This is a genomic window from Saccharothrix tamanrassetensis (assembly GCF_014203665.1).
Classification (GTDB): Bacteria; Actinomycetota; Actinomycetes; order Mycobacteriales; family Pseudonocardiaceae; genus Actinosynnema; species Actinosynnema tamanrassetense.
Genome location: NZ_JACHJN010000003.1, coordinates 684,784 through 708,781, shown reverse-complemented (window position 1 = coordinate 708,781; position 23,998 = coordinate 684,784). Strand labels below are relative to the sequence as shown.

Genomic DNA, 23,998 nt, shown 5'->3' with positions numbered 1-23,998 from the left:
GCCGGCGCCGAACTCGCATTGATGCGGGTCAGGTCCGTAGCGATCGCGGAAGCCCGAATACCGTGAGGAGCGAGTTGTCCAGGAATCGGGTCAGCGCGCTGATGCGGCTGCCGGTCAGGGTCAGGACGAGTACTCCGTGTGCGTGCAGGATCGGTGTCCGCGGGTCGCGTTGATAGCAGCCGAATGCCGGTTGGCCGTTGGCCCGCGTGGGGATCAGCACGTGTCGGCGTCCGTGGCGCAGTGCGACCGTGGCGAGGAAGTTCCGGACGGCGTCCGGTCCCTGGTATTCCAGCGGCAGCGGCGGCATGGTGAGCGATGCGTCGTCGGTCAGCACGGCGACGATCGCATCGACGTCCCCGGCTTCGAACGCGCGGGTGAACTCGTCCACGATCCGGCGTTCCTGTGGCGAGTCCGGCAGCGGGGCGCTCTCCCGGTCAGGGCCCGGCAGCTCCTGCGCCAACGCACCCCGTGCTCGTTTCAGGGCGCTGGTCACCGCGTTCTCGGTGGTGTCGAGGATGTCCGCCACCTCGGCGGCCCGGAATCCCAGGACGTCCCGCAGTACCAGCACGGCCCGCTGCCTGGGTGGCAACTGCTGCAACGCCGCGAGGAACGCCAGCGACACCGACTCCTTGACCTCGTACCGCGCCTCCGGTCCCGGCACGTGGTCGGCGATCCCGTCGAGCAGCACGTCGGGGTACGGCTCCAGCCAGCTCGGTTCCGCCCGGCGGTGCGACGGCTCGGGCAGCGGGACCTCCGGCCGGTAGGACGCGTATTCGGGCGGACGGCGGGCGCCTGCCCGCAGTGCGTTGAGGCAGCGGTTGGTCGCGATCCGGTAGAGCCAGGTCCGCACCGACGCGCGTTCCTCGTAACCGCCGATCCCGCGCCACGCCGCCAACAGCGTCTCCTGCGACAGGTCCTCGGCGTCCTGCACCGAGCCGAGGATGCGGTAGCAGTGCACCCGCAGCTCGCGCCGGTACGGCTCGACCAGCCCGCGGAACGCCTCACCGTCCCCGTTCCGCGCCCGCACCAGCAGATCCCCGGCCGCGCGCCGGACATCGACCGGGGCATCGCTCGCCCCGGCCTGCGGTATCTCTCGCATGTCGGCTCCTCCCCCTGCTCCTGTGGTCTCTCGGATGGGTGGACACCGCAGGTGCCGGAAACTGGTCGGTGAGCGGGGTGGTGGGCATGAAGAAGGCCCGCCACTGGGACAGTGACGGGCCTTCCGGGGGTGACGCGGCGTTCTCAGTGGCCACCGAGGTAGGCGGCGCGGACCTGGGGGTCGTCCAGCAGTTCGAGGCCGGGGGCGGACTTGACCACCCGGCCCGTCTCCAGGACGTAGGCCCGGTCGGACAGCTTCAGGGCCTGCTGGGCGTTCTGCTCCACCAGCAGGACCGTGGTGCCGCGCCGGTTGATCTCCTTGATGATCTCGAAGATCTGCGCGATGAGCATCGGGGCCAGGCCCATGGACGGTTCGTCGAGCAGCAGCACCTTCGGCTTGGTCATCAGCGCTCGGCCGATGGCGATCATCTGCTGCTCACCGCCCGACATGGTGCCGCCGAACTGGGTCTTGCGCTCGGCGAGCCTCGGGAACAGCTCGTAGACCTCGGCCAGGTCGGCGCTCAGGTCGTCCTTGCGGGTGTAGGCACCCATCAGCAGGTTCTCCTGCACCGTCATGCCGGGGAACACGCCCCGGCCTTCCGGGGACTGGCCGATGCCCAGCTGCACCCTCTTGTGGCCCGGCGTCCGGGTGATGTCGTCGCCGTTGAAGACCACCTTGCCGCTGGACAGCGGGCGCAGGCCGGAGATGGTCTTGAGGGTGGTGGTCTTGCCCGCGCCGTTGGCGCCGATCAGCGAGACGATCTCGCCTTCGCCGACCTGGAGGCTGATGCCCTTGATGGCGGCGATCTTGCCGTAGTGGACGTGGATGTCCTTGACCTCAAGAAGCATCTTCGGACACCCCCAGGTAGGCCTCGATGACCTTCGGGTTGTTCTGCACCTCGTGCGGCAGCCCTTCTGCGATCAGCTGGCCGAAGTCGAGCACCGCCACGCGGTCGCTGACACCCATGACCAGGCTCATGTCGTGCTCGATCAGCAGCACCGTCCGGCCGCTGTCCCGGATCTTCCGGATGAGCCGCTGGAGGTCCTCCTTCTCCGCCGGGTTCATGCCGGCGGCCGGCTCGTCGAGCAGCAGCAGCCTGGGGTCGGTGGCCAGCGCGCGGGCGATCTCCAGCCGGCGCTGGTCGCCGTACGGCAGGTTCTTCGCGGTCTCGGTCATCCGGGCGGAGATGCCGACGAAGTCGAGCAGCTCCCGCGCCAGCTCGCGTCCGCGCTTCTCCTCCTTGCGGTGCCACGGCAGGTTCAGCGTCGCGCCGACCGCGCCCGTCCGGTGGTGCGCGTCGGCGCCCACCATGACGTTCTCCAGGGCCGACATGTTGTGGAACAGCCGGATGTTCTGGAACGTGCGGGCGATGCCCTGCTTGGTGATCTTGAAACGCTTGGTGCCGTCGAGCCTGCTGCCCTTGAACAGCACCTGGCCCTCGGTCGGCTGGTAGACGCCGGTGACCACGTTGAACACCGTGGTCTTGCCCGCGCCGTTCGGGCCGATCAGGGCGAAGATCTCGCCCTCCGCGATGCTGATCTTCGCCTCGCGCAGCGCCACGACGCCGCCGAAGCGCATCGTCACGTTGTCCAGCTGAAGGACGGGAGTGCTCACTTGGCCGCCTCCGTCGTCGAGACATCCGTGTCCGGACCCGGGACCTCGGCACCCATGGTGCCCATCCCGCCTGTTCCCTCGTGCAGTTCCGCCTTGCGCCGCCGCGACGGCAGCAGGCCCTCCGGCCGCAGCGCCATCATCAGCACCAGCACGCCGCCGAAGATCAGGATGCGGTAGTCGGCGAAGTCGCGGAACCGCTCCGGCAGCCAGCCGATCAGGAACGCGCCCAGGATCACGCCCGGCAGGTTGCCCGAGCCGCCCAGCACCACCGCGGCGAGGATCGTCGCGGACAGGATGAACGGGAACGTGTTGGGGTCGATGAACACGGCCTTGCCCGCGTAGATGCCGCCCGCCAGGCCGCCGATCATGGCGCCGATCGCGAACGCCAGCAGCTTGAACTTGAACGTCGGCACGCCCATCAGCTCGGCCGCGTCCTCGTCCTCCCGGATCGCCGCCCACGCCCGGCCGACCCGGCTCTTCTGCAGGCGCACCGAGAAGATGATGACCAGCACGATGGCCGCGACGATCAGGTAGTAGTACGGCGCGGGGTCGATCAGGAACTTGGTGCCGAAGATGGGCGGCGGGTGCGGGATGCCGGGGATGCCGCGCGCGCCACCGATCTCGTCGGTGTTGTTCGCGGTGATGCGGACGATCTCGCCGAAGCCCAGGGTCACGATCGCGAGGTAGTCGCCGCGCAACCGCAGCGTCGGTGCGCCGAGGATCACGCCCGACACGGCCGCGAGGATGATGCCGAAGGCGACCGTGGCCCAGTAGTTCCAGCCGAACTGGGTGCCGTAGTAGGCGACCGAGTAGCCGCCGATGGCGAAGAACGCGACGAACCCGAGGTCGAGCAGACCGGCCTGGCCGACCACCACGTTGAGGCCGACCGCCAGCAGGATGTAGGTGCCGATCGGGTAGACCAGCACGGTCGTCCAGTCCGAGCCGGGCGACATGAACGTCCCGATCGCGGGCGCGGGCAGGATCAGCGCGCCGACCACCAGGGCGATGTAGATCAGGTACCGCTGCCAGACCTTGGCGTTCTCCCACCAGTCCCGCATGCGGTCGATCCCGTGCCCGACGGCCGCGAAGCCGCCGCGCTTCGTGGGGCTTTCTTCCCTCGTCACTCCGTCGCCTTTCATGCGCGTGCCTTCTGCAGCGATTCGCCGAGGATGCCGGTCGGGCGGAACATCAGCACGACCACCAGGACGGTGAACGCGATGACGTCCTTCCACTCGGAACCGAGGAAGATGGCGCCCCAGTTCTCGATGAGACCGAGCACGATGCCGCCCATCAGGGCGCCGCGCAGGTTGCCGATGCCGCCGAGCACGGCCGCGGTGAACGCCTTGATGCCGAGGACGAAGCCGATCAGGTACCCGGTGTTCTCGATCTCCATGATGTAGAGGGATCCGGCCACGCCGGCCATCGCGCCACCGAGCAGGAACGTCACCCGCACGATGTTGTCGATGCTGACGCCCATCAGGACGGCCGCCTCGGGGTCCTGGGCGGTGGCCCGGATGCCGCGGCCGATCCGCGTCTTGTTCACCACCCGGTCGAGCCCGACCATCACCAGGATCGCCGCGACGACCACGATCACCTGGTCCAGCCGGACGGACGCGTTGCCGATCTCGAACAGGGTGTCGCGGGCTACGAACCGGGGTGCCGAGGCCTGGTTGCGGCCCGGCTTGTCGATCAACCACTCGATCACGACCAGGCCGAACAGCTCCTGGAGGAACAGCGACGCGCCGATCGCGGAGATCAGGGCGGCGAGCCTGGTCGCGCCTCGCTTGCGCAACGGCCGGTAGGCCACGGCTTCGAGGGCGACCGCGGACGCCCCGGAGACGAGCGCGGAGACCAGCATCAACAGCAGCAGCACTCCGACCAGGGCGAACCCGGTGAACGGCGCGGTCGGCGCGATCGCCAGCAGCGTCACCAGGGACGCGAACGTGCCGATCATGAAGATCTCGGAGTGCGCGAAGTTGATCAGACGCAGGACGCCGTAGACCATCGTGTAGCCCAGGGCGATCAGCGCGTAGATCGAGCCGATCACCAGTCCACCCACCGTGCTGGGTAGGAACTGGTTGACGAAATCATCAAGCATGACAGGTTGCCTCACGAGACGGGGCGGGGGAGAGAGACTTCTGCGCCATAGGGGTGGGGAGCGGGAGCCCGTCGACGCTTCGACGACGCTCCCGCTCCCCAGCGCTACCTAACTCGGTGGAAAACCGTCTCGGAGATCAGCCCTCGAGCTTGGCCGTGGCCGACGGGCCGAGCAGCTTGAGGACACCACCCTTGACCTGGTACACGAAGATGGACGCGTTCTCCGGCTCGCCGTTCGACTTGAACTTGATCGGCTTGGACGCGCCCTCGAAGTTCACCGTCGACAGGAAGTTGTTGATGTCCTCGGAGGTCGTCTTGCCCGCCTGGATGGCCTTGATGTAAGCGGTCGCCGCGTCGTAGCCCTCGGTCGAGTAGATGGCCGGGTCGGCGCCCGCGCTCTTCTTGTAGTTGTCGAAGAACGTCTTCAGCGTGCCGGTCACGTCCGCGGACGGGATGTTGCACGGGCAGGCGAGCACGGCGTTCTCGGCCGCCGCGGCACCCGCACCGGTCACCAGCTGCGCGTCGAGCGAGCCGTCGCCGGAGGCGAACGTGGTCTTCACGTCGTTGTCGCGCAGCTGCTTGAGCAGCCGGCCGCCCTGGGCGTAGTAGCCGCCGAAGAAGATGACGTCCGGGTTGGCGGACTTGACCTTGGTGACCGTGGACGAGTAGTCCGACGCGTCCTTGGCGAACTTGTCGGTCTCGACCTCGACGCCCTTGTCCTTGAACGTCTTGGTCACCGCCTCCGCGATGCCGACGCTGTACTCCTGGTCGTCGGACAGCACGAACGCCTTCTTGGGGGCCTTCGCGGTCAGCAGGAACTCGGCGACGCGGGGGCCCTGGTCGTCGTCGTTCGCCACGACGCGGTGCCAGTACTTCCAGCCGTTCTTGGCCAGGCCGGGGTTCGTGGCGGACGGCGAGATGCTGGGGATCTTGCTCTCGTCCAGCGTGCCGCCGATGGCCTTGGACTCACCGGAGAAGGCCGGCCCGATCAGGGCGACGATCTTGTCGCTGGTGATCGCCTTGGCGATGAGCGAGGTGGCCTGCTCGGGCTTGCCCTGGCTGTCGTACTTCTCCAGTTGGATCTTGACCTTGGGGTTCGTGGCGTTGTACTCGTCGATCGCCATCTTCGCGCCGTTGTACGGCGGAATCACGATCGCGGAGTTCTCACCGGTGAGGTCACCCATGAACCCGATCTTGACCGTCGTGACGTCGCCGCCACCCGTGCCGCCGCCGCCACCGCCGGCGCAAGCCGCGAGCACCAGCGACGTAGCCGCCGCCAGCACCAGAACTCGGCCGAGTCGTGCTCCTGACACCGGAATACCTCCCATGACCAACCAGCCCGCCGGTAGGCGGCGCCCTCACACGAGGGCTTGGGTTAGGGCAGGAACGTAGCTTCAGATGTGTTCCGTGAACAGGTGGTCTTCCTGCTCTGTGTCCACATCGTGACGGTAGTCACCGGCAAATGCGCGCGCGTTAACAGTCTTAAATCCAGCTCAAATAGCCGCAGGTCACAGGGCCGATGCGGGCAGTAATCAACAATGCCCGAGCGAGTGTCCGATAGCCGAACAGGGAACTCAGCCGAAGTTTTCGATGACGGCTTCGGCGACTGCCTTCATGGTGGTGCGGCGGTCCATGGCGGTGCGCTGCACCCACCGGAAAGCCTCGGGCTCCGACAGGCCCTGCTTGGCCATCAGCAAACCCTTGGCGCGCTCCACGACCTTGCGCGTCTCCAGCCGCTCGGACAGCCCGGCGACCTCGTTCTCCAATGCCTGGAGCTCCGCGAACCGGCTCATCGCGAGCTCGATCGCGGGCACCAGGTCGCGCTTGGCGAACGGCTTGACCAGGTAGGCCATCGCGCCCGCGTCCCGGGCCCGCTCCACCAGGTCGCGCTGGCTGAACGCGGTGAGGATGACGACCGGGGCGATCCGCTTGGCCGCGATCGCGCCGGCGGCCTCGATGCCGTCCACCTTGGGCATCTTGACGTCCATGATGACCAGGTCCGGCCGCAGCCGCTCGGCCAGCGTGACCGCCTCGTCGCCGTCGGCGGCCTGCCCGGCCACCTCGTAGCCCTCTTCGCGCAGCATCTCGACCAGGTCGAGGCGGATGAGGGCTTCGTCCTCGGCGACGAGCACGCGACGCGGCGCGGCTTGGCCCGCGGACTGGGCCTCGGCAGCCTGTTGGGTCACCGGGGTCCTCCTCATGGTCGTCACTGGCGGCACTCGACGCGGTCGCACCGGGCGAAAGGGCAGTCTACCGGCGCGACGTGGGCGCACCGCCCGGTCCGGCCGTGATCACGGCCACCGGCGACACGCCGGGTGACCGGGTGCCGCCGGTGGTCGGGCACCCGGCGTGACCGCCGGTGGGGTGGCGGGCCCGGCCGGGTCCTACTTGACGGTCTTCTGCGGCGGCTCCCACCAGCCGGTGACGCCCTCCGGCCACTCCACCGCCCCGAGCGCCTCCTCCTTGGCGGGGTCGGGCGGGTCGACCTCCCGCAGGTAGAGGTCGTACCAGCCGGTGGTCAGACCGAGCCCGCCGGTCGGGCTGGGCGTCTCGACCGCGTTCGGCAACCCGAACACCGGGTGCAGCAGCCGGTCGGTCACCGCCGGCACGCCGAGGCTCGCCGGCCACTCCAGCCACCACTCGTCGCGCTGCGACAGCGACCGGAGCCACGGTGCCGCCGTGAACAGGTGGTAGCGGCGGAGCACGGCGCTGCCCAGGCCGGTCGGTCGCGGGAACTCCGCCAGGTGCTCGCGCTCGGCGGCGCCCAACGGCCCATCGATGAACTGTCCACGCAGGTCACGTCCCCTGAGGAGGGTGTGGACGTAGTGCATCGCGGTGCTCCAGGCGGCTTCGTCCACGTTCGACAGGACGACACTCGCGTCCAGGTCGAGCAGTCGGAGTTCGACGGACCGGGGGTGCCGTTCGACCCGCAGCCCGGCCACGCCCGCGACCCACCGCTCCTCGTGCCTGGGGAGCAGTTCGTAGAGCAGCGGCCCGAGGGCGTGCTCGGCGAGGTGCAGGCGCGGGGTGTCGGTCGGTTCGACCGCGGCGAACACGTGGGCCGGGCGCAGCATCGACGCGGGTGGCCGGAGTTGCAGGTGGGCCGATGCGTCGGTCGCGACCTGGAGGATCACGCATTCGAGCGTGCGCTGGTCGTCCGACGGTGCGTCGGGCAGGAAAAGACCGCGGACATCCGCACGCCCGTTCAGCGCGTCGACCACTCGTTCACGCCGGTCGTCGGGCAGTTCGTACAGGACGGATTTCACCGCCGGGACGGCCTGGCTGAGATTCTCGCCGGTGTAGGTGCGGCGCAGGTCGACCAATTGTTCGGTCAATGACGAACGTGCCACGGCAGTCCTCGTTCCCGCCGCCCGGCTCGGCGCACAAGGACGCGTACACGCGTCAACGGTTCGGTTCGTGGTGCTGCTCCATGGTCAGGGGTGCCTACACCCTGCGGCGGATCACGCCACCCGTCTGCCGGGGAGTGGCTCCAGCCTCGCGTCTGCCCATACACGCCGCGCTCCACTTTACCAGCGGTCGGGGTGTGGCCGCCCGCGCATTTCGGTGTGGTCCGGGCTTCGGTCGGGCGGGCCGAGCCCGCCCGCGCTCGGACCGGACTATGCCGGTCACCCTTTCGCGCGCACCGACTGTCCCGTTCGGACGTTCTCCCGCTGGTGCTCGGCACGACCTCCGACCCCGCCCTCATTGCCCCCGGGCCCCGGACTCCCTAGCGTCGCCCCATGGCGAGCGGGGCGGTGCGGTTGTTGGAGGTGCTGGGGGCGCACGGGGTCGAGGTCGTGTTCGGGCTGCCCGGCGTGCACAACCTGCCGGTGTGGGAGGCGTTGCGGGAGTCCCGGATCCGGCTCGTCGGTGTCCGCCACGAGCAGACCGCGGTGTACGCCGCCGACGGCTACGCGCGGGCCACCGGGAAGCTCGGGGTGGCGCTCGTGACGACCGGGCCGGGCGCGGCGAACTGCCTGGCGGCCACCGGGGAGGCGATGGCGTCGGGGTCGCCGGTGCTGGTGGTCGCGACCGACATCCCGTCCACCCTGCGCCGCCCCGGCGAGTACCGGGGCGTGCTGCACGAGACCCGCGACCAGCGCGCCATGTTCCTCCCCGTGGTCAAGGGCGGGTGGACGCTGCGCAGCGCGGACGTGCTCGGGACGTATGCCGACAGCGCCGCCCTGCTGGCCACCACCGCGCCGCACGGGCCCGTCTACCTGGGCATCCCGACCGACTTCCTGACCGCCGACGCCGGGCCGTGGAGCAAGATCCCGACCAGCGGCCAGACCACGCCCGCGCTGGACCACGCACTCGACCTGGTCAGCCGGTCGGGCAGGCCGCTGATCTGGGCGGGAGGGGGCGCGCAGCGGGCCGGGGCGGGCCCGGCGGTGGCCGAGCTCGCCGAGCGGCTGGACGCCCCGATCGTCACGACGTACGGGGCGCGCGGCCTGGTGGACCACCCGCTCGTGGTGCACGGGCCGGTGCACCTGCCGGAGGTGGGCGCGTTGTGGGACGACGCGGACCTGGTGATCGGGATCGGCAGCGACTTCGACGGCATGATGACGCAGAACTGGCTCCAGCCGCCGCCGCACCGGCTCATCAGCATCAACGTGGACACCGTGCGCAACTACCCGCCGGACGTGACGTTGCGCGGTGATGCCCGGCTGGTCGCCGAAGCACTCGTCCGGGCACTCCCCCGACGCGCGGATCCGACCGCCGCCGAACGCGTCGCCGCGCTGAACGCGTTGGTGCGCAGGGCGATCGCGGACGACGAACCGCGGGCCGTGCCGCTGCTGGAAGCGCTGGAGGGCCACCGGGTGGTGGCGGACATGTGCGTTGCCGGGTACTGGGTCGGCGGGTTCCACAAGGTCACCCGGCCGCGCGGGCTGGCCTACCCGGTGGGGTGGGGCACGCTCGGCTTCGGGTTCCCGGCCGCGTTGGGCGCGGCGGTGGCGGGGCGGACGGTCGCGGTGTGCGGGGACGGCGGGTTCCTGTTCGCGTGCGGCGATCTCGCCACCGCGCGGCAGGAACAGCTGCCGGTGACGGTGGTGCTGGTGGACGACGGCGGGTACGGGATGTTGCGCTACGACCAGGTCGAAGCGGGCCACCCACCGCACGGGGTCGACCTGCACACACCGGATTTCGTTGGTCTGGCGAGGAGTTTCGACGTGGAAGCGTCCGAAGTGGACGGCTTCGGGGACGAGTTCGCGAGCAGGCTCCGGGAGTTCACGAACCGGGACGGCCCGAACATGATCGTGGTGCGGGCCGCTTTGCGGCCCCCGCCGAACACCTCTCCGCGCTGGTACCGTAAGGTTCGAACATGAGTTCGACTAGAGTGTGGCCGGCCGCGGCAGCGGAAGACGAGCTGCGGCTGTTGACGGACTTCCTGACCTTCCTGCGGCTCACCGCGGTGTCGAAGGTCGAAGGGCTGAGCCGGGAACTGGCCGCGGCCACCCCGATCCCGACGTCGCCCGTGGTGAGCGCGTTGGGCGTGCTCAAGCACCTCACGGCGGTCGAGCGGTGGTGGCTGTCCATCGAGGCCGGCGGCGTGGAGCTGCCGTCGCTGTGGGGCGCGGACGCCGACGCCTCCTGGCAGTTGCACGACGAGGACACGGTGGACTCGGTGATCGCCGAGTACCGCGCCGAGTGGGAGCTGTCCGACAAGGCGCTGGCGGGACTGGCCCCGGGCGACCGGACGCGGGGCGACCACGACGGCAAGGGCCGGACCGTGCGCTGGGTCCTCGCCCACCTGGTGCAGGAGACCGGGCGGCACGTCGGGCACCTGGACTTCCTGCGCGAGCTGGCGGACGGCGAGAAGGGCGAGTAACCCGGACCCGGGTCGGGTACTCCCCCGTCGCCTGGTCGCACACAGAGGACGACGCCGCCGACGCGTCCGGCGGCGACGGGTCCGCACTGGCGGCCCGGTGAACGACGAACACGTGCTGTCACAACGGTTTCCCGCGCGACAGCCGCTTCGGGGCACCGGGTAGCGGCTCGAAACCCGACGCCGGCGGCGGCACGGGCAGCGTTTCGTCCAGCAGGATCTCCGCGTCCGACCGTTCGGCGGCCGGTCGCGCCACGGCGTGCCTGGTGTGATCCGCGTTCGGCGATGCGCAGCGCGGCGGAGGCCGGGAGGACCGGCCCGCCTCGTGATCGACGCGACGAGGTTTCACCCTGCGGGGCCTTGGCACCCCGGCCGGCGCGCACCACGCTGAGTGCCATGACCTACGTGTCGACCAACCCGGCCGATCTCAACGATGTCGTCGCGCGCGTCGAACTCATCGGCGCGGAGGAGTACGCCGACGCGGCACGCCTCGCCAAGCAGGCACAACGCGACTGGGCCGCGGTGCCCGCCCCCGTCCGGGGACAGGTGGTCGCCAACATCGGCAGGCTGGTGGAGGTCAACGCCGAGGCGCTGGCCCGGATCGTGACCCGCGAGATCGGCAAGCCGCTGGCCGAGGCGCGCGGCGAGGTGCGGGAGATCGTCGACACCTGTGCGTTCTTCGTCGGCGAGGGCCGCCGGCTGTACGGGCAGACGGTGCCGTCGGAGATGCCGGACAAGCAGTTGTTCACGTTCCGCAACCCGGTGGGCGTGACGGCGTTCATCACCGCGGGGAACTTCCCGGTGGCCGTGCCGTCCTGGTACATCGTGCCCGCGCTGCTGTGCGGGAACACCGTGGTGTGGAAGCCCGCCGAGTACTCCGCCGCGTCCGCGCAGGCGCTGTACGACATCTTCATGTCGGCCGGGCTGCCCGAGGGCGTGCTGAACCTGGTGTTCGCCGAGGGCTCGCAGACCTTCCGCGGGCTGGAACTGGCGCTGGAGGAACGCCTGGTGGACAAGGTGGGCTTCACCGGGTCGTCCGAAGTGGGCGCGCTGATCGGCGAGCTGTGCGGGCGGCACCTCCAGGCGCCGTGCCTGGAGCTGGGCGGCAAGAACCCCATGGTGATCACCGAGGACGCGGACCTGGACCTGGCCGTGCAGGGCGCGCTGTTCTCCGGCTTCGGCACCGGCGGGCAGCGGTGCACGTCGCTGGGCACCGTGATCGTGCACGAGTCGGTGCACGACGAGTTCCTGACCCGGTTCACGGCGGCGACCGGGAGCGCCGTGGTGGGCGACCCGTTCTGCGACGTGCTGTACGGGCCGATGCTGGACGGGAAGTTCGCGGTGTCGTTCGAGAAGTACCTCGGCTGGATCCGCGACCACCACTCGGTGCACGGGTCGAGCGGTGTCGGGCGGATCACGGAGTCCAACCCCCGCAAGGGTTTCGTCGGCGACCCGGACGGCGGCCTGTTCTACCACCCGGTGATCGTGGACGGGGTGCGGCCGGACGACGAGGTGTTCCGGCACGAGACCTTCGGGCCGTTGGTCGGCGTGACGACGTACCGCACGTTGGACGAGGCCGTAGAGCTGGGGAACCTGCCCGGTTACGGGCTGTCCTGCTCGATCTACACCACCGACCCGGGCAAGGTGTTCGCGTTCCGCCACGGGATCGGCGCCGGCATGGTGAGCGTCAACAACTCCACCTCCGGCGCGGAGGCGCACCTGCCGTTCGGCGGCAACGGCAAGTCCGGCAACGGTTCCCGGCAGTCCGGCATGTGGGTTCTCGACCAGTTCACCCGCTGGCAGTCGATGAACTGGGACTACTCGGGCTCGTTGCAGAAGGCGCAGATGGACACCCCGGACGTCGAAGCGGACCTCGACTTCCGACTGGACGGGTGACCCGGCGGTGGGGTCGGGAGCCGTACGGGTGCCCGTCGCGCTGCGACCGACGGGCCGCGCCACGTGAACGCACTGGACGGCGTGGTGATCGCCGACTTCGGACGGGTGCTGGCCGCGCCGTACGCCACGATGATGCTGGCCGACCTGGGTGCGGAGGTGGTGAAGGTCGAGCACCCGCGCGGAGACGAGACGCGGACGTGGGGTCCGCCGCACGCGCACGGCCACGCCACGTACTTCCTGTCGGTCAACCGGAACAAGGAGTCCCGGACCATCGACCTGGCGACGCAGCGGGGTGCGGCGGCGGCGCGGGACCTGGTGCTCGGCGCGGACGTGCTGGTGGAGAACTTCCGGCCGGGCACGATGCGGCGGTTCGGGTTGGACTACGAATCGCTACGTATGGTCCACAAAGGACTGGTGTACTGCTCGGTGACGGGGTTCGGTGCGGGCCGGGGCGCGGCGCTGCCCGGCTACGACCTGTTGGCGCAGGCGGTCGGAGGGCTGATGAGCGTCACCGGTCCCGCACCGGGCGAGCCGACCAAGGTCGGTGTGGCGCTGGTGGACGTGTTGACCGGGGTGCACGCCGCCGTCGGCATCCTGGCGGCTCTGCGGCACCGGGACCGGACCGGCGAGGGCCAGCGGGTCGAGGTCGACCTGCTGTCGGTCCTGCTGTCCGGCATGGTGAACCAGAGCGCCGGCTACGCGCTCGCGGGTGTCGTGCCCGGCATCATGGGCAACCGGCACCCGTCGATCGCACCGTACGAGGTGTTCCCGACCGCCGACCGGCCGATGGCGCTCGCCGTGGGCAACGACCGGCAGTTCGAGCGGCTGTGCGAGGCGCTGGGGCTGCCGGCGGACGCCCGGTTCGCCACCAACGGGCTGCGGGTGGCGAACGTCGACGCGTTGGCGGAGGCGGTGGGCGCGAAGCTGCGCACCCGGCCGGCCGCCGAGTGGTTCGCCCTGCTCACGCCGCTGGGCGTGCCGTGCGGGCCGGTCAACGACCTCGCGGGCGCGTTCGACCTGGCCGAGTCGCTGGGCCTCCACCCGACCGTGGAGGTCGGCGGGATGAACCTGGTGGCGAACCCGATCCGGCTGTCCGCCACCCCGGCGACCTACCGGTTGCCGCCGCCGGACCTGGAGTAGACCGTGCACCCGTCGCGGTGCTGCGGCACGCCGACAGTCCGTGCCCACCCACGAGGGCGCTTCCGAGGTCCACGCGCTCGCGCCGGGTCGGGCGCTCACCGGGATTCCCGCGTACCGGTGAACCTGACTCCTGGCCGTAGCGTGTCGGGCACGGTGAGCGACAAACTGCTGGTTGGATGCCCCGTACTTGCGAGGAGGATCCGACTGATGTCCAAGCGATTGCCGGGCGCGATGCTGGCCGCCCTGCTCGTCCTGACCTTTTTCGCGGTGCCGGCGCGGGCCACGCCCGCCCGGACCACGCCCACCTGGGTCCTGCCCGCCCAGGTCCTGCCCGCGCAGACCGCGCCGGTGGACTTCACCGGGATCGTGGCGTTGAACAACTGCTCGGGCTCGGTGGTCCGCACACCGACCGCGCAGTCGTCGGACCGCGCCCTGGTGCTGACCAACGGCCACTGCGTGAAGCTGCTGGCGGCCGACGAGGTCATCGTCGACCAGGCGGCGAGCCGCACGTTCACCCTGCTCGACAGCTCCGGCAACGGGTCGTTGGGCACGCTGCGCGCCGAACGCCTGCTGTACGCGACGATGTCCGGCACCGATGCGGCGCTGTACCGGCTCGCCGCGACGTACGCGCAGGTGGAGGGCATGGGTTCGCGGGCACTGGAACTGTCGCCGCAGCACCCGGCCGTCGGCATCGACATCCGCGTGGTCTCCGGGTACTGGAAGAGGATCTACTCCTGTCGCGCGGACGGGTTCGTGCACCGGCTGCGCGAGGCCGACTGGACGTGGAACGACTCGATGCGCTACACGTCGGCGTGCGCCGTCGTCGGCGGCACGTCCGGCTCGCCCGTGGTGGACGTGGCAAGCGGCCAGGTCGTCGGCGTGAACAACACCGCCAACGAGAGCGGCGGCCGATGCACCATGAACAACCCGTGCGAGGTCGACCAGGCCGGCACGGTCACCGTGCGGCACAAGATCGGGTACGCGCAGCAGACCTACCAGATGGTGCCGTGCCTGCCAGGGGGCGGCCGACTGGACCTGTACGCGCCCGGCTGCGGTCTGGCGCGGCCCTAGAACCGTTGCGCTGCCACGGCTCGGACCGGTGCCATCGGGTCGGCCGGGTGGTGGTGGTCCACGGTCGGGCAGCTCGGTGTCGTGCGCGCGGCGGGTTCGCAGGACCGCCGCGCGCGGTCGGCCCGGTCGGGGCGGACCCCCGCCACGGGAGCCGCGCCACGGGCGCAAGGTCAGCGGACACCGCCCGGGGTCACCCGTCCGAGCAGCAACGCGAGGGCCCTTCACCTGACCTCGGCCTAGGCTGGTGGCATGACCGAACCGTGGGGTGACACCGAGAAGATCCGCCGCATCCTGGCCGACTGCGACACGTGGGCCGTCGTGGGGCTGGCCGACCACCCGCACCGGGCGGCCTACGGCGTGGCCCGGTTCCTCCAGCAGCACGGCAAGCGCATCGTCCCGGTGCACCCGGACGCGGAGGCGGTGCTCGGGGAGCAGGGCTACCCGACGCTCGCCGACATCCCGTTCCCGGTCGACTGCGTGGACGTGTTCCGCCGCTCCGAGGCCGCCGGCGAATTCGCCGACGAGGCCGTCAAGATCGGCGCCAAAGCCGTGTGGTTCCAGCTCGACGTAGTCGACACCGCGGCCTACGAACGCGTCACCGCCGCCGGTCTCGACATGGTCATGGACCACTGCCCGGCCATCGAGTGGCCGGCTAACGGGCCCCGCGCCGGGCGGTGACCTCGATCTCGATCCGCATCCGGGGATCGGCCAGGCCGCACACCAGCATGGTCGCGGCCGGGCGCACCTCGCCGAACGCCGCGCGCAGCACCGGCCAGCACGGCTCGAAGTCCGCGGCGTCCGGCAGGTAGTAGGTCACCCGCAGCACGTCGGCGAACGCGCACCCGGCCTCGGTCAGTGCCGCACCGATGTTGGCCAGGCACTGCTCGGCCTGGGCGACCACGTCGTCCGGGATCGTCATGGTCGAGTAGTCGAACCCGGTGGTGCCCGAGACGTGCACCCAGTCCCCGTCCACGACGGCCCGCGCGTACCCGATCTGCTCTTCGAACGTGGAACCGGACAGGATCGCTCGTCTCATGGCCGCGACCCTAGACGGGCACCGGCGGTCCGCGCCGGTACCCGGGCCCACGGATAGCGGACGTATGGAGTCGCTCGCTAACCTGCGGACATGCCAGTAGCCGCCCTCAACGGGATCAACCTCAGCTACCACGTGGAGGGCGACGGCGATCTCGTCGCCATGGTCATGGGCACCGGCAGCCCCGGCCGCGTGTGGCACCCGCACCAGGTCCCCGCCCTGCGCGCGGCGGGTTTCCGGGTCGCGACCATCGACAACCGGGGCATCCCGCCGACCGACGAGTGCGCGTCCGGCATGAAGATCGAGGACCTGGTCGGCGACACGGCGGCGCTGATCGAACACCTCGGGGGCCCGGCGCGGGTGGTCGGCACGTCGATGGGCGCGCGCGTCACCCAGGAACTGGCGCTGGCCCGCCCGGACCTCGTGGCGCGGGCCGTGATGCTCGGCACCGCCGGCCGCAACGACCCGGTGCAGAACGCCCTGTCCCAGGGCGAACGGGCGTTGCACGACAAGAACATCACGCTGCCCGGCCGCTACTTCGCCGCCGTCAGCGCGATCCTCAACCTGTCCCCCGCTACCCTGCGCGACCCCGTGGCCGTCCGCGACTGGCTGGACGTCTTCGAGTTCACCGGCTCCGCGTTCAGCGCCGGCGTCCGGGCCCAGATGGACCTGAACGAGTTCGACAGCCGCCTGGACGCCTACCGCGCCATCACCGTGCCGTGCCTGGTGGTCGGCTTCGCCGACGACCGCATCCTGCCGCCGCACCTGGCCCGCGAGGTCGCCGACGCCATCCCGGGCGCGCGGTACGCCGAAGTCGCCGACGCGGGCCACTACGGCTTCCTCGAACAGCCGGCCGAGGTCAACCGCCTGCTCGTGGAGTTCCTGAAGGGCTGACGACGTCCGGCGGCTCCGGCGACGCCGCCGTTCGGAGCAATCGCCGGCAGTGACCGCGAAGCCACGAGAAGTTCCCTACCACGGGACCGCAAACGCCGTTACCGTCGTTGCGACCTGCGGAAGGGGCACATGGACCACCGGAGACTCGCCCGCACCTCGCGCCTGATCGCTCTGATCGGCGCGGGTGGCGTGACGTGTCTGGTGCTCCTGCCGATCGCCATCAACGCGGCGACCGGCGGTTCCGCGCCCCGCGTGCTCGGGCCGTACGCGACGTGGCTGTGGCCGTCGCTGGTGCTGCTGTCGGCGGTCACCGTCGCGCTCGCCGTGTGGGAACCGCTCAGCGCCGTGCTCGTGCAGCGCCGGCCCGCGCACCCGGCCAACCGCACCGCCGCGCTGGAGCGGGTGGAGCGGTACGTCCGGGCCCGCCAGGACGGGTCGCTGGCCGAGCAGGTGCGGCTCAAGCTCGGTGTCGCGCCCCGGATCGGGCCGCGGCTGCCGACCCGGGTCAAAGCGCCGCTGGTGGTGACCGGAGAGCCGGGCGCGGGCAAGACGACCCTCCTGCTGGAACTGGCCGAGACGCTGCTCAACCGCGCGAAGGGCGACGAGGGCCGGCCGGTGCCCGTGCTGGTCGAACTGGGCACGTGGCGGCGCGACGAGGACTTCGGCGAGTGGCTGCTCGCCACGCTCGCCCGGCGGTACCGGATCGGGGCGCGGCTGGGCCGGACCTGGCTGCGGGACCGGCGGCTGACCGTGCTGTTCGACGGGCTGGACGACGTGCCCGAGGCGGACCGGGCCGAGTGCCTGGCGTGGATCACCGCGCTGAAGCTGCCGCAGGTGGTGCTGTGCTGCTCCACCGACGACTACCTGCGGCTGCCGCGCTACGACGTGGTGCACGTGGAACCGTTGCGGCGCACCGACGTGCTCGACCTGATCGCCGCCTGCGGACCTCGGCTGGACGGGCTGCACGAGGTGTTGGCCAAGGACCCGGACGTGTGGGAGGAGGTGCGCACGCCACTGGCGTTCGGGCTGCTGGCGCTGGCCTACCGGGCGGGCCGGGCGGAGTACCGCGGTGTGCTGGACACGTACCTGGTCGAGTCGGCCGCACGGGGGCCGGGGCGCGCGGAACGCACGCTGCGCGCGTTGCGCTTCCTGGCCCGGATCGCCCGCCGCCGGGCCGACCTGGCCGCCCGGCACCGGCTGCCGCGCCGGGAGGTGTGGCTGGACTTCGTCGGCGCGCCGGCGGTGTGGCGGCTGTTCCGGCGGGCCGGGCCGGGTGCGCTGGCCGGTGCGGCGACGGCGCTGTGCCTGGTCCTCGGGCTGGAGTTCGGGCTGACGACCGGTGCGGTCGCGGCGGTGGGCACGATCGGGTTGCGGCAGGGGCGCTTTCCCGCCCCGGTGGGCGACCGGTCACGCGGTCTGCGTTGGGCGGCAACGGGCTTCGTCGCCGGCGCGGTGTGCGTCGGCGCGTTGTCGTCGGCGGGCAGGTGGTTGGGCGCCCAGGTGGCGCGCTGGCCGGAGTACGCGGCGTTCGGGTTCGTGCCGGCCGTCACGTTCCTGGTGGCGTTGGGCGTGACGCGGGACCGGTACTGGGCGGTGGCGGGTGCGCTGCTGCCGGCGGGCGTGATGATCTGGACCGGACCGTCGGCGGACCTGTTGACGGCCCTGGGGATCGGGCTGTGCGCGGGTGCGGCGGTCGGCGTGTTCACCGGCGGGCTGACCGAGTTGTGGGAGAGCCTGCGCGACCTTCCTCCGGCGGGCCGCGGCCTGCGCTCGTTACCGGTGGCGGGCCTGGCCGGGGTCGGGCTCGCGGCCGGCCTGGGCGCCGCGCCGCAGTGGCAGGCGATCGGGCCGGTGACCGGGCTGCTCATCGGGCTCGCGGTGACCCCGGTGGCCGCCCGGCCGTTCGAGCCGGTCGCCGAACTGCTCGCGAAACCGCTGGCGCTGGACGAGTTCCCGTTGCGGCGCAAGGCGATCATCCAGTCCGCGCGAGACCGGGTGCTGCTCGTCGACGACCACCGCTTCCCGCACTCCGTAGTGCGCGACCACGTGGCCGAGTGCGACCCCGTCGAGCTGGGCGCGACCGTGGAACGCCGGTGGGAGGGCCTCAGCCCCACCGGGTCCGACCCCACGGCTTGAACACCGACAGCACGGTGTTGAACGTGTAGATCGTCAACGACACGCACGACGCGACCAGCACGTCCGTGCCCGCCGTGCCGACCGTGCCGTCCGCCGCGTCGTGCAGGCCGGATCGCAGCGCGAACGTCGTGGCCACCACGGCGATCACCGTGAGCACGAACTTCACCAGCACCCAGCGGTGCTTCACCAGGCCCCACTTCGTGCCCACGGACACCACGACCCCGGTCGCCAGCGACACCAGGCCCATCGGCAGCACGACGTAGTCGCCCAGCAGCGCCATCGCCTGGTAGAGCTCGGGTCGGTCGAACGCGACGAGCGCCAGGACGAGGTTCCCGACCGTCACGCCGAGCCAGCCGACGGACGAGACGACGTGCAGCAGGACCGAGGTCTTGCGCGCGGTGGGCGGTAACTTCACCGCGGGCGGTGGCTTCCGGGTGGGCCGCGACTTCGCGGTGGGCGATGGCTCCATGCGGTGAAGGATGCCGGTGCGGGGCTTGTCACCACGTCCGTCGTGCGGCGGTCCGCGCGGCTACGTCCGTCGACGTAGCTCCACCGCCGAGAGGTTGCCGTCCGGGTCCAGCGAACCGCGCCGACGGCGGTTCCAGCGCAGGAACAGCAGCGCCAGCACGGCAACCAGTGCGGGCAGCAGCATGTAGACGCCGGACACCACGAGCAGCAGCAACACCCCGGCCAGCGCGAGCACCGCCGTGTAGCGGGCCTTGCTGCGCCGGGGAAGCAGCCGCACGGCCGCCGCCGCCCCGATCACGTACACCGCGACGAACTGCCCGGTGGTCAGCAGCACCAACAGCTTGATGCCCGCTCCGGTCACCACGACCACCACCAGGATCACGAACGACAGACCCACCAGCAGCGCGAGACTGCGCCGCGGCACCTCGCCCGCCACACTGCCGCCGGACAGCCTGCGCGGGAACGCCCCGTCCCGGCTCAGCGCCGCACCCAGCTTCGCGCTGCCCGCGTAGTAGGCGTTCATCGATCCGACGGTCAGCAGCACGGCCACGACCGCCGCGAACACCTTCAGGTCGCCGCCCAACGCCCGTGCCAGCAGCTCGCCCAGCGGCGCCTCGGAATCGGCGTCCGCGCCGAGCACGGCGACCGTGGCGAACGCGACGGACAGGTACAGCCCGGCCACGATGAGCACCGCGAACCCGACCGCGCGCGGCAGGTCGCGTTGCGGCTTGCCGAACTCCTGAGCCAGGTGCGTGATCGCCTCCCAGCCGGCGAAGCTCCACACCAGCAGCGCGGCGGCCGGTCCGATCGCGGTCCACCCGTTGGGGGCGAACGGTTCCAGGTTCGCCGGGTTCATCATCGGCGCGGACAGCGCGACCGCCCCGAGCACGAGCAGCACGAGCATCCCGGCCAGCGCGAGCTGCATCCGTCCCGACGCACGCAGACCCGCCCAGTTGGTGGAGGCGACCAGCGTCATCAGCACCACCGCGGTGCCGACCTGGGCGACCCGCCCACCGCCGACCGCGTCCGCCACGTACGAACCGGCGAACAGCGCGGACGCCGTCGTGCCCGGCGGCACGGCGAAGAAGAAGCACCAGCCCACCACCGTGGCCGCGCGTTCACCGAAGGCCAGGCGGGCGTAGGTCGACACACCGCCCGCGTCCGGGTGGCGCGCACCCAGCGCGGCGAACGTGGCGGCCAGCGGCGCGGACACCATTACCAGACAGAGCCAGGCGATCAGCGACGCGGGACCGGCCACCTGCGCGGCGAGCGCGGGCACCGCGATCACTCCCGTGCCCAGCACCGCGCCGACGTACATCGCGGTGCCCTGCGCGACGGTTAAGCCCGTGATCTTTTCGCCCACAACGAGAGAGCCTCCCGCACTCCGGGCGGTCGCGGATAGTCTCACCTGCTCTTCTCCGCGTGTCGGACCGGCTACGCTCCGACATCGTGGGCAGGCCACGGGCTTTCGACGACGCGGCGGTCGTGGACGCCGCGATGGAGGTGTTCTGGTCGAAGGGGTACGAGGCCACTTCGACGGAGGACCTGTGCGCGTGCACGGGTCTGGGGCGGGGCAGCCTCTACAACGCCTACGGCAGCAAGCACGGGCTGTACGAGCGGGCGCTGCGCCGGTACGCCGAACTCGGGTTCGGCGGGCAGCGCACCATCCTGGAAGGCCCCGGCACGGCGAAGGACCGGCTGCGCGCGCTGATGCTGGCCGTCATCGACACCGATTTGGCCGACCCGGACCGGCGCGGCTGCCTGGCGATCAACGCCGCCGTGGACGCGGGCGGCACCGACGACCTGGTGGCGCAGCAGGTGCGGCGGCAATTCGAGCGGTTGGAGGGGGCGGTGTGCCACCTCATCGCATTGGGCCAGCACGACGGTGAGCTGCGCCGCGACGTGGATCCGTTGGTGTGCGCCCGGTTCTTCCTCAGCACGTATTACGGGTTGCGGGTGCTCGGCAAGGTGACGCACGACCGTCGGGCGTTGGAGGACGTCGTGGAAGGGGCTCTGGCGCGCCTCTAGGGCCAGTGGCCCGGTCGGGTCAACGTCGGCGGGAGGGCGGTCCGGTCGTCGCCCTTGGCTGCGTCGACCTGCACCTGGGTGACGAACAGCGCCTCGCGGAGATCGGCTCCCGACAGGTCCGCGCCGCGCAGGTCCGCGCCGATCAGATCGGCCAACCGCAGGTCCGCGCGGGAGAGGTTCGCGCCGATCAGGTACGCGCCCCGGAGGTCCACCCCGCGCAGGTCGGCCCCGGCGAGGTTCTTCCCGATGAGGTCCGCGCCCCGCTTGGACTTCCGGCCCGCTTTGCCCCCGGACCCGGTCGCGGAGGCCCGGACGTGCTCGCTGACCTGCTCCAGCAGCGCGCTCACCGTGCGCCAGACCGGTTCGACGTCCGTCCCCGCCAGCTCCTCCGGCGAGCCGGCGGTCCGCTCCTCGATGTCCGCCTTCGCCACGGCGAGCGCGTGGTGCAGTCCCGGTGCGTCCAGGCGGAGCGCCTCGGTCAGGTACCAGAGCAGTTCGTGCAGCTCGCGCACCACCGGGAAGACGTCGAACATCAGCTCGGCGGTCTCCGGGGCGTCCCGCCAGCTGCGCCCGCCGAAGGTGACCTGGGCGACCTGCTGGCCCGCGCCGAAGCAGTCGTAGACCGTGCAGCCGCGGAAACCCCGTTCCCGCAGCCGGGTGTGGATGCCGCAGCCGAAGTCCGCGGCCAGGTTGCGGCACGGCGTGCGGGCGGGCTTGTCGATCGCGAAGTCGGACGACTTGGCGAACGCCGGCACCACGCAGCACAGCCCGAAGCACCGCTCGCAGTCGGCCCGCAGCCCGGTCACGCCAGCGTGTCCAGGATCTGCTGCCCGTACTTGGACAGCTTGTTCTCGCCGACCCCGTTGACCGTGCCCAGCTCGGCCAGCGTGCCGGGCGCGTTCGCGGCGATCTGCCGCAGCGTGGCGTCGTGGAAGATCACGTAGGCCGGGACGCCCTGCTCCTTGGCCGTCGCGGCGCGCCACGCCCGCAGGCGTTCGAACACCGGCGCGGCCTCGGCGGGCATGTCGACCGGTTCGCCCTTCTTGGGCTTGGCCGTCCTGACCTTCGCGGCCCGCTCCGGCTCGCGCCGCATGAGCACCTTGCGGCCCCGGTAGAGGACCTCCTCGCTGCCGGGGGTGAGGACGAGGGTCGAGTACTCCCCTTCGACGGCCAGCAGGCCCTGCGCGAGCAGCTGCCGGACGACGCCGCGCCAGCCGCTCTCGTTCAGCTCGGTGCCGATGCCGAACACCGAGAGGGTGTCGTGGTCGAACTGGATCACCTTGGCGGTCTTGCGCCCCAGCAGGATGTCGATGGTCTGCCCGGCGCCGAACTTCTGCCGGCGCTCGTTCTTCAGGCGGTACACGGTGGACAGCACCTTCTGCGCGGGCACCGTGCCGTCCCAGGTCTCCGGCGGCACGAGGCAGGTGTCGCAGTTGCCGCACGGCTCGCCGCCCTGCCCGAAGTACTCGAGCAGCTGCACGCGGCGGCACTCGACGGTCTCGCACAGCGCCAGCATCGCGTCCAGGTGGGCGACCAGGCGGCGGCGGTGCTGCTGGTCGCCGTCCGAGTCCTCGATCATCTTGCGCTGCTGCACGACGTCCTGGAGGCCGTAGGCGAGCCAGGCGGTGGACGGCAGCCCGTCCCGGCCGGCGCGCCCGGTCTCCTGGTAGTAGCCCTCCACGGACTTCGGCAGGTCGAGGTGCGCGACGAACCGGACGTCCGGCTTGTCGATGCCCATGCCGAACGCGATGGTCGCCACCATCACCAGACCGTCTTCGCGCAGGAATCGGGACTGGTTCTTCGCCCGCGTCCCGGAATCCAGCCCGGCGTGATAGGGAAGCGCTTTGACGCCGTTCTGGTTGAGGAATTCGGCGGTCTTCTCCACCGAGTTGCGGGACAGGCAGTAGACGATTCCCGCGTCGCCGTCGTGCTCGTTGCGCAGCAGTTCCAGCAGCTGCTTCTTCGGCTCGTTCTTGGGAACGATCCGGTACTGGATGTTCGGCCGGTCGAAACTGGCCACGAAGTGCTTCGCGTCCGCCAGCTTCAACCGCTCGGCGATCTCCGCGTGGGTGGCCGCGGTGGCGGTGGCCGTCAACGCCACCCGAGGCACGTCGGGCCACCGTTCGTGCAGGTGGGAGAGGGCGAGGTAGTCGGGACGGAAGTCGTGCCCCCACTGCGCGACGCAGTGCGCCTCGTCGATCGCGAACAGCGCGATCTTCCCCCGCTCCAACAACCGGACGGTCTGCTCCACCCGCAACCGCTCCGGCGCGAGGTAGAGCAGGTCCAGTTCGCCGGCGAGGAACTCCGCCTCCACCAGCGACCGTTCGTCGGGGTACTGCGTCGAATTCAGGAACCCGGCCCGCACCCCGAGATCGCGCAATGCGTCGACCTGGTCCTGCATCAACGCGATCAACGGCGAGACGACGACCCCGACGCCTTCCCGGACCAGCGAGGGAATCTGGTAGCACAACGACTTCCCACCGCCCGTGGGCATGAGAACGAGCGCGTCACCGCCACCGATGACGTGCTCGACGATCTCCTGCTGATCTCCGCGGTACGAGTCGTACCCGAAGACCCGGCGCAGAACCTCATGCGACCCCACCCGGCGATCCTAACGACCCACCCCGACACCCCGTTCGGCCGCCCGCGCATCCGTTCGACGGAACGACCCACGAGTGCCGGGTGACTTTGGTAG

Annotated in this window: 23 protein-coding genes; 9 read left to right on the top strand and 14 right to left on the bottom strand. The window is 71.0% G+C overall.

Annotation, left to right across the window (positions count from 1 at the left end):
• Window positions 1-28: 28 nt before the first annotated feature.
• From FHS29_RS12465 to FHS29_RS12430, 8 genes are all read right to left on the bottom strand, one after another.
• The gene (locus FHS29_RS12465; protein WP_184690729.1) at window positions 29-1,099 is read right to left on the bottom strand and encodes a sigma-70 family RNA polymerase sigma factor; all 1,071 of its coding nucleotides are present in this window, start codon (window positions 1,097-1,099) and stop codon (window positions 29-31) included.
• Window positions 1,100-1,242: 143 nt separating this feature from the next.
• A complete protein-coding gene (locus tag FHS29_RS12460) occupies window positions 1,243-1,947 on the bottom strand; it encodes an ABC transporter ATP-binding protein (protein ID WP_184690728.1) in 705 nt (234 codons plus the stop codon).
• A complete protein-coding gene (locus FHS29_RS12455) occupies window positions 1,937-2,677 on the bottom strand; it encodes an ABC transporter ATP-binding protein (protein ID WP_184690881.1) in 741 nt (246 codons plus the stop codon). The genes FHS29_RS12460 and FHS29_RS12455 overlap by 11 nt, the downstream gene beginning before the upstream one ends.
• A 32-nt stretch (window positions 2,678-2,709) precedes the next feature.
• Window positions 2,710-3,852, bottom strand: coding sequence for a branched-chain amino acid ABC transporter permease (locus FHS29_RS12450; RefSeq protein WP_184690727.1), 1,143 nt, complete (start codon window positions 3,850-3,852; stop codon window positions 2,710-2,712).
• Window positions 3,849-4,811 (bottom strand): branched-chain amino acid ABC transporter permease, encoded by a 963-nt coding sequence (locus FHS29_RS12445; protein ID WP_184690726.1) that lies wholly within the window; start codon window positions 4,809-4,811, stop codon window positions 3,849-3,851. Before FHS29_RS12445 ends, FHS29_RS12450 begins: the two co-directional genes overlap by 4 nt.
• Before the next feature lie 136 nt (window positions 4,812-4,947).
• Window positions 4,948-6,123, bottom strand: coding sequence for a branched-chain amino acid ABC transporter substrate-binding protein (locus tag FHS29_RS12440; RefSeq protein WP_312864882.1), 1,176 nt, complete (start codon window positions 6,121-6,123; stop codon window positions 4,948-4,950).
• A 261-nt stretch (window positions 6,124-6,384) separates the two neighbouring features.
• Window positions 6,385-6,996 carry an ANTAR domain-containing response regulator gene (locus FHS29_RS12435; protein WP_184690724.1) on the bottom strand — a complete coding sequence of 204 codons (612 nt, stop codon included), beginning with the start codon at window positions 6,994-6,996 and terminating at the stop codon, window positions 6,385-6,387.
• Window positions 6,997-7,194: 198 nt separating this feature from the next.
• A complete protein-coding gene (locus FHS29_RS12430; protein WP_184690723.1) occupies window positions 7,195-8,160 on the bottom strand; it encodes a hypothetical protein in 966 nt (321 codons plus the stop codon).
• A gap of 390 nt (window positions 8,161-8,550) precedes the next feature.
• Here FHS29_RS12430 and FHS29_RS12425 point away from each other — a divergent pair, with 390 nt between their 5' ends.
• On the top strand, window positions 8,551-10,137 hold the full coding sequence (locus tag FHS29_RS12425) for a thiamine pyrophosphate-binding protein (protein WP_184690722.1): 1,587 nt from the start codon (window positions 8,551-8,553) through the stop codon (window positions 10,135-10,137).
• Window positions 10,134-10,640, top strand: a complete 507-nt coding sequence (locus tag FHS29_RS12420; RefSeq protein ID WP_184690721.1) for a DinB family protein — start codon at window positions 10,134-10,136, stop codon at window positions 10,638-10,640. The genes FHS29_RS12425 and FHS29_RS12420 overlap by 4 nt, the downstream gene beginning before the upstream one ends.
• Window positions 10,641-10,758: 118 nt before the next feature.
• Here FHS29_RS12420 and FHS29_RS37655 read toward each other — a convergent pair whose 3' ends face one another.
• Entirely contained in the window at window positions 10,759-10,893 is a 135-nt protein-coding gene (locus FHS29_RS37655) for a hypothetical protein (RefSeq protein ID WP_281391571.1), read from the bottom strand.
• A gap of 140 nt (window positions 10,894-11,033) precedes the next feature.
• On the opposite strand from FHS29_RS37655, the gene FHS29_RS12415 reads away from it, so the two are divergent.
• The 4 genes from FHS29_RS12415 to FHS29_RS12400 all read left to right on the top strand — a co-directional run bounded on the left by FHS29_RS12415 (window position 11,034) and on the right by FHS29_RS12400 (window position 15,422).
• Window positions 11,034-12,533 (top strand): aldehyde dehydrogenase family protein, encoded by a 1,500-nt coding sequence (locus FHS29_RS12415; RefSeq protein ID WP_184690720.1) that lies wholly within the window; start codon window positions 11,034-11,036, stop codon window positions 12,531-12,533.
• Window positions 12,534-12,596: 63 nt separating this feature from the next.
• Complete coding sequence (locus FHS29_RS12410) at window positions 12,597-13,673, top strand: CaiB/BaiF CoA transferase family protein (RefSeq protein WP_312864881.1); 1,077 nt, start codon at window positions 12,597-12,599, stop codon at window positions 13,671-13,673.
• A 207-nt stretch (window positions 13,674-13,880) separates the two neighbouring features.
• Window positions 13,881-14,744, top strand: a complete 864-nt coding sequence (locus FHS29_RS12405) for a S1 family peptidase (RefSeq protein ID WP_184690719.1) — start codon at window positions 13,881-13,883, stop codon at window positions 14,742-14,744.
• A 249-nt stretch (window positions 14,745-14,993) separates the two neighbouring features.
• Entirely contained in the window at window positions 14,994-15,422 is a 429-nt protein-coding gene (locus FHS29_RS12400; RefSeq protein ID WP_184690718.1) for a CoA-binding protein, read from the top strand.
• Here the strand turns inward: FHS29_RS12400 and FHS29_RS12395 are convergent.
• Window positions 15,397-15,780 (bottom strand): RidA family protein, encoded by a 384-nt coding sequence (locus tag FHS29_RS12395; RefSeq protein ID WP_184690717.1) that lies wholly within the window; start codon window positions 15,778-15,780, stop codon window positions 15,397-15,399. The genes FHS29_RS12400 and FHS29_RS12395 overlap by 26 nt on opposite strands.
• Before the next feature lie 90 nt (window positions 15,781-15,870).
• On the opposite strand from FHS29_RS12395, the gene FHS29_RS12390 reads away from it, so the two are divergent.
• Window positions 15,871-16,671 carry an alpha/beta fold hydrolase gene (locus FHS29_RS12390; RefSeq protein ID WP_184690716.1) on the top strand — a complete coding sequence of 267 codons (801 nt, stop codon included), beginning with the start codon at window positions 15,871-15,873 and terminating at the stop codon, window positions 16,669-16,671.
• 129 nt (window positions 16,672-16,800) lie between these two features.
• Complete coding sequence (locus FHS29_RS37650; RefSeq protein ID WP_184690715.1) at window positions 16,801-18,807, top strand: NACHT domain-containing protein; 2,007 nt, start codon at window positions 16,801-16,803, stop codon at window positions 18,805-18,807.
• On the opposite strand, the gene FHS29_RS12380 is transcribed toward FHS29_RS37650, so the two are convergent.
• Together FHS29_RS12380 and FHS29_RS12375 are read right to left on the bottom strand one after the other, a co-directional pair.
• The gene (locus tag FHS29_RS12380) at window positions 18,776-19,276 is read right to left on the bottom strand and encodes a hypothetical protein (protein ID WP_221455767.1); all 501 of its coding nucleotides are present in this window, start codon (window positions 19,274-19,276) and stop codon (window positions 18,776-18,778) included. The genes FHS29_RS37650 and FHS29_RS12380 overlap by 32 nt on opposite strands.
• A gap of 60 nt (window positions 19,277-19,336) precedes the next feature.
• Window positions 19,337-20,638, bottom strand: a complete 1,302-nt coding sequence (locus FHS29_RS12375; RefSeq protein ID WP_312864880.1) for an APC family permease — start codon at window positions 20,636-20,638, stop codon at window positions 19,337-19,339.
• An 86-nt stretch (window positions 20,639-20,724) separates the two neighbouring features.
• Between FHS29_RS12375 and FHS29_RS12370 the strand changes: the two genes are divergently transcribed.
• A complete protein-coding gene (locus tag FHS29_RS12370) occupies window positions 20,725-21,303 on the top strand; it encodes a TetR/AcrR family transcriptional regulator (protein WP_312864879.1) in 579 nt (192 codons plus the stop codon).
• Here FHS29_RS12370 and FHS29_RS12365 read toward each other — a convergent pair.
• Both FHS29_RS12365 and recQ read right to left on the bottom strand, forming a co-directional pair.
• Complete coding sequence (locus FHS29_RS12365; RefSeq protein WP_184690714.1) at window positions 21,300-22,109, bottom strand: pentapeptide repeat-containing protein; 810 nt, start codon at window positions 22,107-22,109, stop codon at window positions 21,300-21,302. The genes FHS29_RS12370 and FHS29_RS12365 overlap by 4 nt on opposite strands.
• Entirely contained in the window at window positions 22,106-23,905 is a 1,800-nt protein-coding gene (gene recQ / locus FHS29_RS12360) for a DNA helicase RecQ (RefSeq protein WP_184690713.1), read from the bottom strand. The genes FHS29_RS12365 and recQ overlap by 4 nt, the downstream gene beginning before the upstream one ends.
• Window positions 23,906-23,998: the final 93 nt, after the last annotated feature.

Excerpts from the sequence above, each read along its gene's own strand:
- FHS29_RS12465 (WP_184690729.1), bottom strand. The coding sequence starts at position 1,099 with ATGCGAGAGATACCGCAGGCCGGGGCGAGCGATGCCCCGGTCGATGTC.
- FHS29_RS12460 (WP_184690728.1), bottom strand. The coding sequence starts at position 1,947 with ATGCTTCTTGAGGTCAAGGACATCCACGTCCACTACGGCAAGATCGCC.
- FHS29_RS12455 (WP_184690881.1), bottom strand. The coding sequence starts at position 2,677 with ATGCGCTTCGGCGGCGTCGTGGCGCTGCGCGAGGCGAAGATCAGCATC.
- FHS29_RS12450 (WP_184690727.1), bottom strand. The coding sequence starts at position 3,852 with ATGAAAGGCGACGGAGTGACGAGGGAAGAAAGCCCCACGAAGCGCGGC.
- FHS29_RS12445 (WP_184690726.1), bottom strand. The coding sequence starts at position 4,811 with ATGCTTGATGATTTCGTCAACCAGTTCCTACCCAGCACGGTGGGTGGA.
- FHS29_RS12425 (WP_184690722.1), top strand. The coding sequence starts at position 8,551 with ATGGCGAGCGGGGCGGTGCGGTTGTTGGAGGTGCTGGGGGCGCACGGG.
- FHS29_RS12420 (WP_184690721.1), top strand. The coding sequence starts at position 10,134 with ATGAGTTCGACTAGAGTGTGGCCGGCCGCGGCAGCGGAAGACGAGCTG.
- FHS29_RS12415 (WP_184690720.1), top strand. The coding sequence starts at position 11,034 with ATGACCTACGTGTCGACCAACCCGGCCGATCTCAACGATGTCGTCGCG.
- FHS29_RS12405 (WP_184690719.1), top strand. The coding sequence starts at position 13,881 with ATGTCCAAGCGATTGCCGGGCGCGATGCTGGCCGCCCTGCTCGTCCTG.
- FHS29_RS12400 (WP_184690718.1), top strand. The coding sequence starts at position 14,994 with ATGACCGAACCGTGGGGTGACACCGAGAAGATCCGCCGCATCCTGGCC.
- FHS29_RS12395 (WP_184690717.1), bottom strand. The coding sequence starts at position 15,780 with ATGAGACGAGCGATCCTGTCCGGTTCCACGTTCGAAGAGCAGATCGGG.
- FHS29_RS12390 (WP_184690716.1), top strand. The coding sequence starts at position 15,871 with ATGCCAGTAGCCGCCCTCAACGGGATCAACCTCAGCTACCACGTGGAG.
- FHS29_RS37650 (WP_184690715.1), top strand. The coding sequence starts at position 16,801 with ATGGACCACCGGAGACTCGCCCGCACCTCGCGCCTGATCGCTCTGATC.
- FHS29_RS12380 (WP_221455767.1), bottom strand. The coding sequence starts at position 19,276 with ATGGAGCCATCGCCCACCGCGAAGTCGCGGCCCACCCGGAAGCCACCG.